The 16,790-nt window shown below is 34.9% G+C and carries 15 protein-coding genes and 1 riboswitch; of the genes, 10 read left to right on the forward strand and 5 right to left on the reverse strand.

Features of this window, described 5'->3' with window-relative positions:
• Positions 1-2: 2 nt before the first annotated feature.
• Positions 3-1,829 carry a TonB-dependent receptor plug domain-containing protein gene (locus tag I600_RS03110; protein WP_058103037.1) on the reverse strand — a complete coding sequence of 609 codons (1,827 nt, stop codon included), beginning with the start codon at positions 1,827-1,829 and terminating at the stop codon, positions 3-5.
• A 34-nt stretch (positions 1,830-1,863) separates the two neighbouring features.
• A riboswitch (cobalamin riboswitch) is annotated at positions 1,864-2,070 on the reverse strand.
• 46 nt (positions 2,071-2,116) lie between these two features.
• On the opposite strand from I600_RS03110, the gene I600_RS03115 reads away from it, so the two are divergent.
• From I600_RS03115 to I600_RS03140, 6 genes are all read left to right on the forward strand, one after another.
• Positions 2,117-3,289 carry an ABC transporter substrate-binding protein gene (locus I600_RS03115; protein ID WP_245188834.1) on the forward strand — a complete coding sequence of 391 codons (1,173 nt, stop codon included), beginning with the start codon at positions 2,117-2,119 and terminating at the stop codon, positions 3,287-3,289.
• Positions 3,290-4,321, forward strand: a complete 1,032-nt coding sequence (locus I600_RS03120; RefSeq protein WP_058103039.1) for a FecCD family ABC transporter permease — start codon at positions 3,290-3,292, stop codon at positions 4,319-4,321.
• An 84-nt stretch (positions 4,322-4,405) separates the two neighbouring features.
• Positions 4,406-5,119 (forward strand): ABC transporter ATP-binding protein, encoded by a 714-nt coding sequence (locus tag I600_RS03125; RefSeq protein WP_262493575.1) that lies wholly within the window; start codon positions 4,406-4,408, stop codon positions 5,117-5,119.
• A gap of 112 nt (positions 5,120-5,231) precedes the next feature.
• Positions 5,232-6,593 carry a DNA recombination protein RmuC gene (rmuC, locus tag I600_RS03130; protein ID WP_058103041.1) on the forward strand — a complete coding sequence of 454 codons (1,362 nt, stop codon included), beginning with the start codon at positions 5,232-5,234 and terminating at the stop codon, positions 6,591-6,593.
• 20 nt (positions 6,594-6,613) lie between these two features.
• Positions 6,614-6,979, forward strand: coding sequence for a hypothetical protein (locus I600_RS03135; RefSeq protein ID WP_058103042.1), 366 nt, complete (start codon positions 6,614-6,616; stop codon positions 6,977-6,979).
• Between the two features lie 25 nt (positions 6,980-7,004).
• Entirely contained in the window at positions 7,005-7,550 is a 546-nt protein-coding gene (locus tag I600_RS03140) for an acyl-CoA thioesterase (protein ID WP_058103043.1), read from the forward strand.
• On the opposite strand, the gene pgl is transcribed toward I600_RS03140, so the two are convergent.
• Positions 7,531-8,256 carry a 6-phosphogluconolactonase gene (pgl, locus tag I600_RS03145; RefSeq protein ID WP_058103044.1) on the reverse strand — a complete coding sequence of 242 codons (726 nt, stop codon included), beginning with the start codon at positions 8,254-8,256 and terminating at the stop codon, positions 7,531-7,533. The genes I600_RS03140 and pgl overlap by 20 nt on opposite strands.
• Before the next feature lie 32 nt (positions 8,257-8,288).
• The gene (gene zwf, locus I600_RS03150; RefSeq protein WP_058103045.1) at positions 8,289-9,821 is read right to left on the reverse strand and encodes a glucose-6-phosphate dehydrogenase; all 1,533 of its coding nucleotides are present in this window, start codon (positions 9,819-9,821) and stop codon (positions 8,289-8,291) included.
• Between the two features lie 186 nt (positions 9,822-10,007).
• Between zwf and gndA the strand changes: the two genes are divergently transcribed.
• From gndA to I600_RS03165, 3 genes are read left to right on the forward strand one after another with little or no spacing between them, the layout of a single operon-like run.
• The gene (gene gndA, locus I600_RS03155) at positions 10,008-11,408 is read left to right on the forward strand and encodes an NADP-dependent phosphogluconate dehydrogenase (protein WP_058103046.1); all 1,401 of its coding nucleotides are present in this window, start codon (positions 10,008-10,010) and stop codon (positions 11,406-11,408) included.
• A 10-nt stretch (positions 11,409-11,418) separates the two neighbouring features.
• A complete protein-coding gene (locus tag I600_RS03160) occupies positions 11,419-11,952 on the forward strand; it encodes a DUF3124 domain-containing protein (RefSeq protein WP_058103047.1) in 534 nt (177 codons plus the stop codon).
• A 51-nt stretch (positions 11,953-12,003) separates the two neighbouring features.
• Positions 12,004-12,342 (forward strand): GIY-YIG nuclease family protein, encoded by a 339-nt coding sequence (locus tag I600_RS03165; protein WP_058103048.1) that lies wholly within the window; start codon positions 12,004-12,006, stop codon positions 12,340-12,342.
• 7 nt (positions 12,343-12,349) lie between these two features.
• Here the strand turns inward: I600_RS03165 and I600_RS03170 are convergent, their stop codons facing one another.
• Together I600_RS03170 and I600_RS03175 are read right to left on the reverse strand one after the other, a co-directional pair.
• On the reverse strand, positions 12,350-13,573 hold the full coding sequence (locus I600_RS03170) for a Pycsar system effector family protein (RefSeq protein WP_058103049.1): 1,224 nt from the start codon (positions 13,571-13,573) through the stop codon (positions 12,350-12,352).
• 62 nt (positions 13,574-13,635) lie between these two features.
• The gene (locus I600_RS03175) at positions 13,636-14,913 is read right to left on the reverse strand and encodes a hypothetical protein (protein WP_245188835.1); all 1,278 of its coding nucleotides are present in this window, start codon (positions 14,911-14,913) and stop codon (positions 13,636-13,638) included.
• Positions 14,914-15,127: 214 nt separating this feature from the next.
• Between I600_RS03175 and I600_RS03180 the strand changes: the two genes are divergently transcribed.
• Entirely contained in the window at positions 15,128-16,753 is a 1,626-nt protein-coding gene (locus I600_RS03180; protein ID WP_082642876.1) for a long-chain fatty acid--CoA ligase, read from the forward strand.
• The last annotated feature ends 37 nt before the right edge of the window (positions 16,754-16,790 follow it).

Consider the following 16,790-nt stretch of genomic DNA (forward strand, 5'->3'; position numbering starts at 1 on the left):
TTTTAAAAATTTAATATTAATTGTGTTTGTATATTTCTGTTGGGCATAGGACGTAATGCTACGTTTTCGTAATATGTATTAAACACATTGTTAACAGTAACTCCTATGGTATATTTTAAATCTTTTTTCAATATATCCGCCGTATAAGTTACCCCAAGATTTGCTACTTGATATTCTTTCAATTCCCCTCCAACAATAGATACAGAACCATTATACAAATGCTGATAAAACAAATTTAAGTCCGCTATTCTATATTCTAATGAACCGTTTGCCGTATGGAATGGCACATAAATTAACTGTTCATTAGTACTCTTATCTTCTGAGACGGTATAGGCATAATTTGTCTTAATCCCTAGCTCTTGGTTCTTACCTAAAGAATAATTTGCTTCTATTTTTGCCTCGGCTCCGTAAATTTCAACATCGTCTATATTTATAGGAGACCAAACCCCTTCATTATTGGGCAACCATTTAATCATGTCTTTTGTTGAAATATAATACCCGTTATATTGCATAGAGACAGCCCCAATATTTAAAACATTCCCAAAATCTAACTGGTATGATTTTTCAGGAACAAGCTCTAAATTTCCACCTGGTTGCCAATACAAATCATTGAAGGTGGGAGTCCTAAAATTTTTTGATGCATTTATCTTTACCTGGTAATTGTCCGTAAGACTATAACTACCATCGAACGAAAAAACCAAAGGGCTTGAGAAATCTGAAGAAAAGTCTTGCCTAACACTCAAATTGTAGGCTATTGTAGATGAAATAATATGTTTTAATAGGGCCGTCGCAGAAAAATCATCCCTTTCTGGACTTCCAAAACTATCCCCCGCGCCTTTATAGTTATTATATTCCAAAAAAGAGTTAAGTCTAAAAAATTTGGAAAGCTTATAATTCAGAGAATATCTTGCTAAAAAATTAGACACCTTCCCAAAGGAGTAAATAGCCGCATCTTTATTCTCAAAATATTTATACTCTTCTTGCAAGTAGGCTAGTTTTATTTTAGATATCGCTTTTGGTCCATAACTCCCCCACTCTAACTGAGTTCTATACTGGTTATCTTTATACTTACTTCTACCTAAAACCACCAAGTTTCCCGACAAATTTCTATCACTAATAAAAGTTTGATGGTATAACTTCAGTATCTGATTTTCAGAAAGAACATAACCTATATTCCAATTTAAATTTAGATTATTAAACTCGCCATTCTTATTCTCCTCACCGGTGTTTAAATACTTATAGTTATTATCCGATGCATTATAATTAACCCCTAAACTGTAGGACATTGATCGGCTACCATAACTCTGATTAAAATTTATTTTTTTTGTTTTATAACTTCCATAACCAATAGAAACTTGATTATCAAAGTGCTCTTTAAATAATAAATCGCTATTTAAATGAATACTACCGCCTATAGCTCCTGAACCATACTGCACGCTTCCACCGCCACTACGAATGCTAATAGAATTGTAGTTAAATGGGTTTATGGTATTAAAATCTACTTGTCCGTTTAACTGTGAGTTTATATTTATACCATTCCATATAACTGCGGTATGAGACGCATTGGTTCCTCTAAAGGCAGGGGAAGAAACCATACCAAATCCATTCTCTTTAAAATAAATGTTAGAATTAAATGCCAGTAACGAGGTAAGAGATCCGTTAGTACGTTGTATCATACTATCTTGTAATACAGTTACTTTATACCCCTCAGCGTACTGCTTAACTCTACTATCGGACACCACAACTTCATCCAAGTTTAAAATGGAATCTCGTTGTGCATACCCAACTGTAGCACAAAACACTAGTACTATTGAAATTAACTTTTTCATCACAACAACGACTTTTTACCCGAAAGTCCATCGCATTTAAATTAAAAATATGGCAGGTCTCCTGACTTACGTACTACTATTCACCTTCCCATTAAACTAATAACAGTGGTACCGAAGAAATAGCAGCCATCTTTAAAACAAAGACTAAGCTTACAGTTGCGGGAACAGCTCTAGATTTTCACTAGATTCCCTTTTAATTTCATTACAAAAAACAATGAAAACCAAAATTCATGGCGAAAGTAAACATTTAGTTTAATCTTTCTAAGTAAACTTTTATAATACTACTTTTGAAAAATAGACGAATTACTACCATGTTAAAACGCTTGCTTTTTATTAGTTACCTTCTTTTGTTATGCGGATGCAAGCAGGAGAAAAAAGAAACAATTGTAAACAAAACCAATACAAAAAGCACTTTAATAAAATATGCCAATGGTTTTTCAATTCAAAACCAAAGTAACGGCATTACCATTATCAGGGTATTAAAACCTTGGGCAAATGCCAAAACTACATACACCTACGCTTTGGTTCCTAAAGAACTACAAGCAAGTGTCACTTTAAACAAAAATGAATATGACGCTATAATTTCAACGCCTGTTGAACATATTGTGGTGACCTCAACTACTCATATTCCCGCTTTAGAAGAATTAGGAGCTTTAAACCAACTTATTGGCTTTCCAGATACCAAGTACATTTCTTCTACAGCAACAAGAAAATTAATAGATGCTGGAAAAATTAAAGAATTAGGTGTCAACGAAAGTATAAATACCGAAGCTGTCCTGGCATTGCAACCAGATTTAATCTTTGGCTTTGCCATAAACGGTGGCAACAGCACTTATGAAACCATACAACGCGCTAATATCCCCGTAGTTTATAATGGTGATTGGGTTGAAGAAACACCCTTGGGAAAAGCGGAATGGATTAAATTTTTTGCTCCATTTTTTAACAAGACCCAAAAGGCAGATGCTATCTTTAATAATATTGAAACATCCTATCTAGAAGCCAAAAAACTAGCTGCTGGGGCTAAAAGCAAACCTACCGTTCTTAGTGGTGCCATGTACAATGATGTTTGGTATTTGCCGGGAGGCAAAAGCTGGGCAGCCAATTTTCTAAAAGATGCCAATGCCCTGTATTTATGGAAATCTACCGATGAAAACGGAAGTCTTTCTTTAAGTTGGGAAAGTGCCCTAGATCTTGGGCAACATGCCGAGTATTGGATAGGACCTGCTCAATTTTCCACTTACCAAGAAATGCAAGACGCAAGCGAGCACTACATGCGATTTGATGCCTTTAAAAAAAGAAAAGTATTTACTACGGCAAATACAAAAGGAGAAACAGGTGGCACGTTATATTACGAACTGGCACCACAAAGACCTGATCTAGTTTTAAAGGATTTAATTCATATTTTACACCCTGGATTGTTACCCAACTATACACCATACTTTTTTAAACCACTGCTTTAATTGTTTAAACAAACTACATATAGCCTACAGTTCATTTTACTTTTAATTCTATTAATAGTTTGCCTTTCCATTAATATTTGTCTGGGATCTGTTGCTATTCCTTTAGCAGATACTTTTAAAATTATATTTGGCTCTACACTTAAAGAATCTTCTAGCTATTATATTATTTGGGAGTATAGGCTACCAAAAGCAATTACGGCCGTTATGGTTGGTGGTGGTTTATCATTAAGCGGGTTGTTAATGCAGACTTTATTCAGAAACCCTTTGGCAGGACCTTACGTTCTGGGCATAAGCTCTGGAGCCAGTTTAGGAGCGGCAATTTTAATAATGGGCACTTCACTATTCTCGGCAGTCTTCAGTTTTTCCGCTTTTAACGACTTTACACTTGCAATTGCATCTAGCCTTGGTAGTTTTTTAGTTTTATTCTTGGTATTGATCGTGGCCGCAAAAGTTAAGGATACCATGGCATTGTTAATTATTGGTCTAATGTTCGGCAGTATTACTGCTGCCATAGTCAGCGTACTTTCTTATTTTACAAAGGCCGAAAAACTACAGCAATATATATTTTGGTCCTTTGGCAGTTTAGGAAATTTATCTTGGCTACAATTAAGTATCGTTGCCTTATGTACGGTTGTAGGAATTACTTTTAGCATTGTTTCCATTAAGCCTTTAAATGCCTTATTACTTGGTGAGAACTATGCTAAAAGTTTAGGCATAGCTCTAAAAAAATCGCGGTACATTATTATAGTCGCCACCGGACTGCTTGCAGGATCAATTACGGCATTTGCCGGTCCTATTGCATTTGTAGGTCTGGCGGTTCCCCATATCACTAAACAGATATTTCATACGACGGATCATAAAATTCAAATACCCGCTGTACTTATTTGCGGAGCCATTTTAATGTTGTTATGCGATACTATTGCGCAACTACCAGGTTATATGAGTGTTTTACCAATTAACGCCATTACCAGTATTTTTGGTGCGCCAGTAGTTATATGGTTATTGTTACGTAAAAGAAAAATGATTTTTTAATTAAAAACAGGTATTATCAATAAGAATACATCAAATAGCACATTTCTTATCAACGACCTTGATATTGGTTATGATGAAAACATAGTGGTTTCTAACATTTCATTTCATTTAATGAAAGGGGAACTTGCTGCTATAGTTGGTGTAAACGGTATTGGCAAATCTACACTGTTACGTACCTTAGGTAATTTTCAACCTAAACTTTCTGGATCCATACAAATTGAAGGAAAAGAACTTACAGACTATAGTGAATTACAAATTGCATCTAAGGTCAGTGTCGTTTTAACGGAACCAATTGCTTCTAAAAACTTATCTGTGTATGAGTTATTGGCGCTGGGCAGACAACCTTACACCAATTGGTTGGGTAAATTGACAGCTAATGATACTGCCATTATCAAAAAAAGTGTTGCACTCTTAGCTCTTGAACCGTTATTATCCAAAAAATGCTTTCAGCTTAGTGACGGACAATTGCAACGTGTTCTTATTGCCCGTGCCCTTATTCAAGATACCGATATTATTCTACTTGATGAGCCTACCTCTCATCTGGATCTTTATCATAAGGTATCTATTTTAAAACTACTGAAGTCCCTTGCCCACAGCACAAATAAAATTATTTTATATACCAGTCATGAAATTGAATTGGCTATTCAATTATGTGATAAAATGCTGATTTTAGACGGAGTCAACAATGCTTTTGACCAACCATGCAATCTCATAAAGAACAAGAATTTTGATACACTCTTCCCAACCGATATGATTTCTTTTGACTCCAATACGGGCTCTTTTAAGATTAAAAAATAGGTTTTTCAACATTTATAAGAAATTAGAGCAGGTATGTTAATTAAAAACAGACCTGCTCTTTTAAACTTTATTGAGCAATCAAGTATCTTTACATGATTACTGCAGTGCACATATGAACGAGATTTACATTTACTTAATTATCGCTATCCTTTGTCTTGCCATAGGATATTTTTTGGGTAATTATATACAGCTTCTAAAAACAAAATCGCGCCAAAGCACTTTAGAGGAACGAGAGCAGCAAATGCTAAACAACCTTTCTGTCTTTCAGGATAGATTAAAGGAAAGTGAAAACCAAAAATTTAAATTACAAACGGATAAAGAACAGCTGGGAAACCAAATAGTGCGTTATCAAGCTGATTTAGATAATTTACGCTTAAAGAACAAAGAGCAGAAAGAGGAAGTAGAAAAGCTTCAAGAAAAATTCACAAAGGAGTTTGAAAATCTTGCCAATAAAATATTGGAAGAAAAGAGTTTAAAATTCACGGAACGTAATGAGAAGAACATCAAGAATATTCTTACTCCCTTAAATGAAAAAATTCTTCTGTTTGAAAAGAAGGTAGAGGAAAGTCAGAAAGAGAATATCAGTATCCATTCCGCTTTAAAAGAACAACTACTACATTTACAAACCCAGAACATTAAGATTACCCAAGAAGCCGAAAACTTGACCAAGGCATTAAAGGGTGATAGCAAAATGCAAGGTAACTGGGGTGAGCTTGTATTAGAACGCGTATTGGAGAAATCTGGTCTAGAGAAGGATCGCGAATATATAGTTCAGCAAAGCTTTAAACGAGAAGATGGTAGTCGTGTGCTACCAGATGTCATCATCAATTTGCCCGATGGTAAAAAAATGGTGGTCGATTCTAAAGTATCTCTTACCGATTACGAACGCTATGTTAATTCAGAAGATGATTTTAAGGAGAAATTCTTAAAAGACCATATAAACTCCCTAAGAAGGCATGTAGACCAATTATCCGCTAAAAAATACGAAGACCTTTATGAGATGGAGAGTCCAGATTTTGTATTGATGTTCGTTCCTATAGAACCTGCGTTTGCAATAGCCATAAACCAAGATAGCTCTTTATACAATAAAGCATTTGAGCAGAACATCATTATTGTTACCCCTTCTACCCTTTTGGCTACTTTACGTACTATAGATAGCATGTGGAACAATGAAAAGCAACAACGAAATGCTATTGAAATAGCAAGACAAGCAGGTGCTCTTTATGATAAATTTGAAGGTTTTGTAAATGACCTGACCAAAGTTGGCAAAAAGATGGATGAGGCCAAAGGTGAATACCGTGGAGCAATGAACAAATTAGTAGAAGGCCGTGGTAATATTGTTACCAGCATAGAGAAGCTGAAAAAAATGGGTGCCAAAGCAAAAAAATCAATTCCTGAGTCCATCCTAAATCGTGCTAGCGAAGATGATGAACATGAAGAAGAACCTATAAAATCATTAGATAACAACCATTAATTCAATTTTAAATTAAACACATGAAAAAAATAGTATCATTACTTTTATTGGGCATAGTACTAATAGGAGCTTTATATTATGCCTTTATCTACTTTGTAACCTTCAGTGAAGGTGTTAGATCTGGCGAACTTATAAAAATAAGTCACAAAGGGGTATTAGTGAAGACTTGGGAAGGCGAAATAAGCCAAGGAATCTCTGGTGCTCAGATATTTTCATTTTCGGTATTGGACAAAGACAAGGAAGTTATAGACAAATTAAAGGAATATCAAGGGCAATATGTAAAAGTAAGTTATGTTGAGCGCTATGCTACCTTCTTTTGGCTAGGAGACACTAAATACTTTATTACAGAGGTTCATGCAGAAAAATCTCCTCATTTTAGAAATTAAATAACCACATTATAGCGAGAAGTTTATGGAAAAGTTCAAAAGCGTAAAAGAATCAAGAGTTTCTATAACAGAATTGATGCTGCCGTCCCATTCCAATTTTGGGGGCAAGGTACACGGTGGCCATATATTAAACTTAATGGATCAAATTGCCTTTGCCTGTGCCTCTAAACACTCACAACAGTATTGTGTAACAGCATCGGTAAATCGCGTTAACTTTCTAAACCCTATAGAAGTAGGAGAATTGGTAACCCTTAAAGCCAGTATTAACTATACCGGCCGTACTTCTATGGTGGTTGGTGTTCGTGTAGAATCGGAAAACATTACCTCTGGTACCAAAAAGCATTGCAACTCATCTTACTTTACCATGGTAGCCAAGGGAACAGATGGTAAAAATGTTCCCGTGCCCGGTCTTATAATTTCAGATGATCAAGGGGTCAGAAGATTTGCAAGAAGTAAATACCGCAAACTAGAAGCTCAAGAAAGAGACACTAAATTCGAGTCAAAATCCTTTAACTCTCAAGATTATATCAAAGAATTGGAATCTGAAAATATTAAGATCGATATGAAGTAAGAAGCTTTGCCGCGGCAGCATCTAAAAACCAGACCAAGTCTTTTGTTTTAGGTGCTACGTGACTTGCCGGGTATTCTAAATAACCCTCTTCCCTATCAACGATTACCTTTACTTTCTCTGCCTTACTTTCGCCGGTGACCAAAAATGCTACTGTTTTAGCATTATTGATTATTCTACCCGTAAGAGATACTCGTCTTTGCCCGGATTCTGGGTGAATAGCGACTTCGCAATTATCCGGTGATACCCATAAATTGATTTCATGCGGAAAAATAGAAGCTGTATGACCATCATCTCCCATACCTAAAATAACCAGATCAAATTGTGGTAAACCTAATTCCTTTGGCAATTCTTCCTCCAATAACGCTCCGTAACGCTTAGCTTCTTCTTTTGGATCTTCCTCACCTTTAATTCTATGTATATTTCCCTCTGGAATATCAACCTTAGAAATAAGGTGTTCTACTGTCATTTTATAGTTACTTTCAGCATCCGTGGGTGCCACACACCTTTCATCTCCCCAATATAAATGAATGCTGTTCCAATCAATATCCTTTGAAAATTGTTCAGCAAGAACGTCAAAAACTATTTTTGGGGTGCTTCCACCAGATAAGGCAATATGAAAAGCCTTCTGAGTACCTGATTTTTCAATTAAGTACTTAGAAAACTCTTCCGCTACCTTGTTTTTATTTTGATATACTTTTAATTCCATTTTTTACTTTAATATTATTTCTTGTGCTTTGACTAACAAATAACACAATAGCCAGATTCATCTGCCAGATTCTCACTTGGATTACGCCATTCTCCTACACCTTCTATAAGATCATTTGCGTTTTCAGGTCCCCAAACACCAGCTGCATAACCGTACATTTTTACATCCTTGCCATTTTTCCAATACTCTAAAATTGGATCTACAAATGCCCAAGCAGCTTCAACTTCATCTGCCCTTGCATATAGGGTTGCATCACCCTGCATTGCATCTAATAGTAATCTTTCATAAGCTTCCATCACATGAGTTTCGGTTAAACTAGAATAGTAGAAATCCATATTGGCACGCTCTACTTCAAAACCTTGACCTGGAACCTTTACTCCAAATTTAATTAGAATGCCTTCATCGGGCTGTATTCTAATAATTAATTTATTGTCTTTATTGCTAATACCCGACTCTTTGAATATTTGATGATGCGGTGTTTTAAAATGTATAACAACCTCGGTCACTTTGGTAGGCATACGTTTGGCTGTCCTTACATAAAAAGGTACATCTGCCCAACGCCAATTGTCTACAAAAAATTTAATTGCAGCAAAAGTTTCTGTCGTGGAATTTTCATCTACACCCTCTTCTTCGCGATATCCCTTTACTTCTTGACCATCTATTTTAGAAGCAACATATTGTGCTCTTATGGTATTATCAAAAAGCGTTTTCTCATCGTTCATTATTTTTAACGACTTTAACGCTTTTAACTTCTCATTTCTAATTTCTTCGGCATCGGCACTTAATGGCGGCTCCATGACGATCAAAGCAACAATTTGCAATAAATGACTTTGAAACATATCTCGTAATGCCCCAGATTTATCATAATAGCCACCTCTTTTTTCAACACCCACGCTTTCAGCATTTGTAATCTCCACATGGTGTATATAGTTTCTGTTCCAAAGAGGCTCAAAAATACTATTGGCAAAACGGGTTACCAGTAGATTCTGTACCGTTTCTTTACCTAAATAATGATCAATTCTAAAAATCTGATTTTCCTTAAAATAAGTATGTAGTCCGTCATTTAATTCTTTAGCAGATTGTAAGCTATAACCAAATGGTTTTTCTACAATTAGTCTACGCCAACCATTAGAATCATCATTCAATCCTTGATCGGACAAGTTTTTAGCTATTGGCTCATATAAACTTGGTGGTGTTGAAAGATAAAATATATGATTTCCGTTCGTACCGTATTTCTGATCTAAATCTGAAATTCGTTTTTCCAATCGTTCATATGATGTGTCGTAATCAGAACCTAAATCTTCATAAAACAATTTTTCGGCAAATTTTTGAATATAATCCTCATCAAACTCCTTTCGTTCATCTTCTAGATAGGGACTTTCTAAAACTACCTTATTCCTAAACTTTAAATCGCCCAAATCACTCCTACTAACGCCAAGTACCACAAAATTTTCAGGAAGATCATTTCCTTTATATAAATTGAATATGGCAGGTATCAGTTTTCTTGCCGTTAAATCTCCAGATGCCCCAAATATTACGAGCATATGATTTTCTGTCTTTTTCATTATAGGTTGAAATTCTATTTATTTGTAAATATCTTAAAAAGTAAGCCATTATTAGGCTTGTTTAAGATGTTATTTAGATTTAAAGTCAATATTTTAAATTATTTTTGATTCACATTATGTTAGCAACAAAGTATAACTAAAGTGTTGTAACATTTTAATGTCTTTTAATTATAAAACATACAATTTATGTACGATTTTGGTTTAGTAGGTCTTGGGGTAATGGGACAAAATTTTATCCTTAACGTAGCAGATAATGGCTTTTCTGCTTTTGGATATGATTTAGATGATGAAAAAGTAGAGGCCTTAAAGACTTTAGGTGGAGATGTAGAAAAAGTCAATGCCTCTAGCAACATAAAAACCTTTGTAAAGAACTTAAAGCAACCTCGTAAAATAATGCTTTTGGTTCCTGCAGGTAAAATTGTTGACGGCGTTATAGAATCTCTTTTACCACATATAGATAAAGGCGATATTATTATTGATGGCGGTAACTCTTTTTTTACCGATACGGACAGAAGAGAAGCGCAATTGCAAGAAAGGGCTATCAACTTCTTTGGTGCAGGGGTTTCCGGTGGTGCAAAAGGTGCTAGAAAAGGACCTAGCATTATGCCCGGAGGTTCTAAATCTGCGTACGAGCATATTAAACCTATTTTTGAAGCGGTTTCCGCTAAATATAATGGTGAGCCATGTGTTGCCTATTTAGGTCCAAAATCTGCCGGGAATTATGTGAAAATGGTTCACAATGGTATTGAATACGGCTTAATGCAGTTGACTTCAGAAATATACGATGTACTTAAAAAAGGAGGCGATTACAATAATGATGAATTACATAGCACTTTTGCCAAATGGAATTCTGGTAGGTTACAATCTTTCTTAGTTGAAATTACATCTGAAATTTTTGAACAAGAAGATGATTTGACCAAAGGACGTTTAGTAGATCAAATTTTAGATAAGGCAAAGCAAAAAGGTACCGGTAAATGGACGAGCCAAAATGCAATGGACCTGGGTATACCTGTTCCATCTATTGATGTTGCGGTAAGCATGAGAGAACTTTCCGCATTAAAAGACGAGAGAGTAAAAGCAGATGCACTTTATGATAGACCAACCGTTGCTCATATGGATAAAGAGAAATTAGAAGCGCTTACCGAAAAGGCTTTGTACTTCTCTTTTATTATTACCTATTCTCAAGGATTGCACCAATTGGCAGATGCATCAAAAGAATATGGTTATAATCTAGACATTGCCGTAATTGCAAAAATTTGGAGGGCAGGTTGTATTATTCGTGCAGGTTTATTAGCTGATATTACCGAAGCTTTTATAGCTGAGCCAACATTACCGAATCTTTTACTTTCTCCTAATTTTGTAAGCAAAATAAAAGAAACGGTAGATGCGGCTAGAGAATTAGTGGCATTTGGAGCACAAAACGGAATTCCTTTACCAGGGCTTTCAAATTCACTTACTTATTTTGACGCCTATACTTCAAGTAAATTACCTTTAAATTTAATACAAGCGCAACGAGATTATTTTGGTTCTCATACGTATGAGCGTTTAGATCGTGAAGGTATTTTTCATACAGAATGGGAAGATTAAAAAATAACATTTGAAAAATATAAAGTTTATAGGTGGTATTTGTCTTTCGTTGGTTTTTGCTTTGAACGTAATGTCATGCAAACAAAAATCTACGGAAAATGTTCCCGTTGAAATTTTGGACAACCACACCCTGAGCAGAAAGGCAAATACCATCTCAAACGATTCTCAAAAAAGACAAGTTTACGTACCTATTTATTCTGATATCTATAATCAAACAAGAGATACCAGAACTTTATTGACCGCTACTTTGAGCATTAGAAATACCAGTTTAAAAGATAGTTTGTTCGTAAGTAAGATCGACTATTACAATACAGAAGGTGATCTAGTAAGAAGTTATATAGACTCCCCTATTTACCTTACTCCAATGGAATCTATTGATTATGTCATTGAGCAACAAGATACATCTGGTGGTAGTGGCGCAAATTTTATGATTGATTGGTATTCTAAAAGAAAATTAAATCCATTATTTCAAGCTGTTATGGTGGGTGGTTTAGGTGCACAGGCATTTTCATTCACTACTGAAGGTATTGAAATTTTTGAATAATAGTACAAAACCTAATATTTATATTAAAGTCCATTTCTCATACCTATTTGTATGTATACTGTTTATGTCATAGAATTATCTAAAAAAGTATACTCCGAGAACAAAAAATTTAGGGAAGCCAATCCACAATTTAACGGAGTTCTAGAGTGCCTTTACGTTGGCATGACCAGCAAAACTCCAAAAGAACGTTTTGAACAGCATAAAAGTGGTAGTTTAAGCAAAAAAGGACACAATATTTCTTCAAAAATTGTAGAAAAATATGGCCTTTACTTACGTGGTAGTTTATTTAACCACATTGACCCTGTACAAACAAGAGCCGAAGCTTTAAAACTTGAAAAAGCGCTAGCACTGGAATTAAGAAGAATGAAGTATGCTGTTTGGTTTAATTAGCCATAGCTTATTCTTTTGGCAAAGGCGTTACGGCATCTAATAGTTCGTCTTCCATTCCATAATATTTTAATGCGAAACCAAAGGCAATTACAGAAAGTATTATACCCACAAGAAACACCGTATAGGTCCACCTTAACAACCTATATTTTTCTTGTAGCACCTTGCCCAAGTAATACAGATCCATACTCAATGAATCATAAATAGATTCTTTGCTTTTTATGATATCCCTTAATTTTGCTTTAAAGTCCTTAATTTCCATAGTGTGGAAATTTCCAAAAAACAGATAATTCGTATCCTTTTTATTAATATCATTTTCAACCACCTCGGCATTATCCACTTTTGGTCTTGTAGCCAAAACCGACATTATCATAGAAGCTATACTAAATAGTACAAATATTACCGTGGGATAAATTAAGTATGAATTTGAAGGCGAGTCTAACTTAGGTAAAAGGTTAGCCAATAAGAGCGAAATTATAATGGCATTTACCGATAAAAGAATATTGGCTTTAGTATCTGCTATATCACTCAGTTTTATATGATTTCTAAGTTCTATGCGATACAATGATTGTATAGCCCTCTGCGGGCTCTCATCTTTTAATCTAGCCTTTAAAATTTCTTTCTTTTCTGTTTTTTCCGCCTTTTGTAATCTTGAGATCAAAGAAAGTATATTATCCTCTTTCTGCTCTTGCCAATTTTCCTTGGCATAATCAGAATAAAACCTATGCCTAACCCTAAGTTCTTCAACATAATCTAATCGCCAAGTATCTATATCAGGAACGGATTTATCAAAATTCTCAAGCTCAAGTCTTAATAGCTGTAACAATTCCTCAAAATCACTAGATGCATAAAACCAGGTTCGCACATCCTTCATAATTTTTTCTGATTCGCTTTTAGGTTCATCTTTGCTCCAAGCACTCGTAATCAACTCCAATACCTTGTTGATATTTTCATTATCAATACCATTATTTTTTAAAAAATCCGTGGCTAAGTTTAAGCTCTCGTTTAAATGATTTTCATAGTTCACCGCAAAACCAGAATGCATAAACCATGTTGCAATTAAAATAGAATTGACCTCAACATTGGTAACATCAGTTGTTTCCAATATTTTCTTTGCCTTGTTTATAGACTTCATGGCATAACCCTGGGTATGAAAAAGAAAATTCTTGTTCATTTGTTCCGCCAATAAATTCTTAACGAATTTTTCAGTTGTATTTACTAGATTGTTGGTCATAATATTCCTTTATAATTGCCTTTAATTACCATTACACTGCGTTGATTATTACTTATTGAAGCTTAATTATCAACACAATCAAAGCATTCCATTTCCTCATTGGTCATCTCTATATCTTCTGAACCTTTTAATGCTGTAGTCAGTTTTTCACTTTTATCCAATTGATCATAAAATTGCCCAGCATATTCCACAAGTTGATTGCGCCTATGTTTAATTTTTGATATCAACTCCTTTCCATCTAATTCAAAAATAGATTCCGGCCATACTGAAAAAGATTCCTCTATAACTTCATCTGACAATAGCAATTGTAATTTTTCCGCCTCATTCTTAAATGTTGTCCTTGGGATGCCTCGCATAAAATAAATATCGAACGAAGAAATCAATCCCGGTAAAAAATCTATTTCATTTTCAAAGCTTTGAACTTCCGGCAAAAAGACATTATTAGATATAAGTGTCGGCAGTATTCCTTCTAAATTAAAGAAGGCATTATCTCGATCACATGGTAGCGGTGTTGCCAGAAAAGAATCGCCATTATTTTCAAGTGCCCATCCCCATTGCTTGGCATGCCTATCCCAATCCCCTATCAACAAATCAAACAATCTTGCCTTTACCAGTGCTTCGGAATTGAGAACTACTTTGTTTGAGTTCTTAATTTTAAGCTTTTGTAGGTTATCGGTATCTATAAGAGAATCAACATTCTTTAATTTTAACCACTGAGCATTTCCTTCGGTTTCATACTCTAAGAGAAACAACCTATTACCAAATTTATCATTATACTCTGCAAGCTGCTCTTGCTTTGGCACGAACACTAATTTTGGTCTAGTATTCAATATTCCCGCGGTATCTGAAAGTTTAGCAACAACTAATGCCGCATATGGGTGCTGAGCCGATATACCGTCAACAATTATGTTTTCTATTCCCAAAGTCTCCGCTACTTTAGGCACTAAAGGAGATGGGTCTTTAGTCACACTTCTTAATGTCATTAACACACCATTTTCTAGTTGTAATTTTAAAGAATGTGTCTGCTTGCCTCCTCCTTCTTCAATGATTGTTACCTTACCTTCCATTTCATTTAGAAACAAAATTGGAACCTTTATCGGAGTAGACCAAGCTTTTCTATATTGCTCGCCTTGCATTATGGTTTTGACCCCATTGCCTTCGTATAAAGTGCTTGCTGCAACCAATACTGAATCATAATCCCGAAAATTAATTTGATCAACATCGGGCAATTCTAAAATCTCACAAGTCTTAAATGATTTTGAAGTACTTGATAGCGAAAAATAAGTCATCACCCAAAAGACCAACACCAACACACCAAGACCTAATAGTAATTTTTTCAACGCATACTCTTTTAATTCCTTCAAGTTTACCTATAAAATCAAAAACTAGATTACCTGATAAAATTAATTTTTAACCGTAAAAACAGCCTTATCACAATTCCCTCCCAAACAATATGTTTATTGAATATTTATTGTTAAATTATTGATTATATCACAGCTTAAATACTCATTTTATTTTACTTTAATAATCAACAAAAAAATACACCGAATTATCATGAATGGACTAATAATGGATTATCCCCTAACTACAACCACCATATTAAATTATGCAAATAGTGCTTTTCCTGATAAAAAATTAATATCATACTTACCCGATGGTTCTAGACATGAGTATTCTTACGCACAGCTTTACAAACGCTGTTGTCAATTAGCCAATGGGCTAAGAAATAAATTAGGAATTGAGAAAGGTGACATGGTCGGTACTTTCGCTTGGAACCATTATCAGCATGTTGAACTATATTATGGAATTCCAGGTATTGGCGCTGTTTGTCACACTATAAATATTAGACTATCAGCTCAGCAAATAGAATTTATTATCAACCATTCTGAAGATAAAGTCATTTTTGTGGACGCTACTTTAGTTCCTCTTTTAGAAAAAATTGCACCTAAACTAGAAACCGTTGAAAAATATGTAATAATAAACGCCACAAAAAACTTTAGCACCAGCCTTGGCAACATTGTACATTATGAAGATTTAATTGGCGAACAGTTAGACACCATAGATTGGCCCGAAATAAATGAAAACGATGCAAGTGGCATGTGTTACACAAGTGGAACCACAGGCATGCCTAAAGGTGTACTATACTCCCACAGGTCTACATATTTGCATGCTATGACAATTCTTTCACCCAATGCCGGCAATTATAATTTTAGTGATAAAATTTTATTAATTGTACCACAATTTCATGTCATGGCTTGGGGATTTCCATACATGTGCCTACTGACCGGTTCTGATATGGTGATGCCATCTCTTCATTTACAACCTAAAGCAATCATTAATATTCTTGAAAGTGAACAGATTAACAAAGCAAATGGCGTACCGTCTATTTGGAGAGGGGTGTACGAAGAAATGAAAAAAAATCCGCCCAAAACAAAATTAGCCTTAGAAGAATATTTGGTAGGTGGCTCTGCCCTCTCTGCAAGTCTAATAGAGAATTTTGAAAAAGATTTTGGGATAAAAGGTGTTCAAGCATGGGGAATGACGGAGACATCTCCTTTAGGTACCGCTAGTAGACTACAGAAAAAGCATGAAAAATTGAACAGAAAAGAACAATTGAAAATTCGTGCAAAACAAGGATTTGAATTTCCTGGAATAGAAATGAGAATTATAGATGAAAATGGAAATATAGCACCTAGAGATGGTGAAACCATGGGCGAATTACAAGTTAAGGGAGCCTGGGTCATTAAGTCTTATTTTAAGACTAATAGCCGAGATAACTTTACTGACGATGGATGGTTCAAAACTGGAGATGTGAGCACCATTGATGCTGATGGATATATGCAAATTACCGATCGCACCAAAGATTTAATAAAAAGTGGAGGTGAATGGATTTCAAGTGTAGCTCTAGAATCTGCCCTAATGTCTCATTCCAAAATCAGTGAAGCCGCCGTAATTGCCATTCCCGACGAAAAATGGTCTGAAAGACCCTTGGCAACTTTAGTTTTAACCAATGAAAGTAGTACTGTTTCTAGCGAAGAATTGAAAGAATATTTATCTAAAGACTTTGCAAAGTATCAAATACCAGATCAATACATTACCATAAAACAGATACCAAAAACAAGTGTAGGGAAATTTGACAAGAAAGAAATAAGAAGGTTGTATGCAGAAGGAAAACTCTAAATTTTAGAGTTTTCCTTTGCTTTACAATATTAGTCTA

It is taken from the genome of Maribacter dokdonensis DSW-8, assembly GCF_001447995.1.
Lineage (GTDB): Bacteria > Bacteroidota > Bacteroidia > Flavobacteriales > Flavobacteriaceae > Maribacter > Maribacter dokdonensis.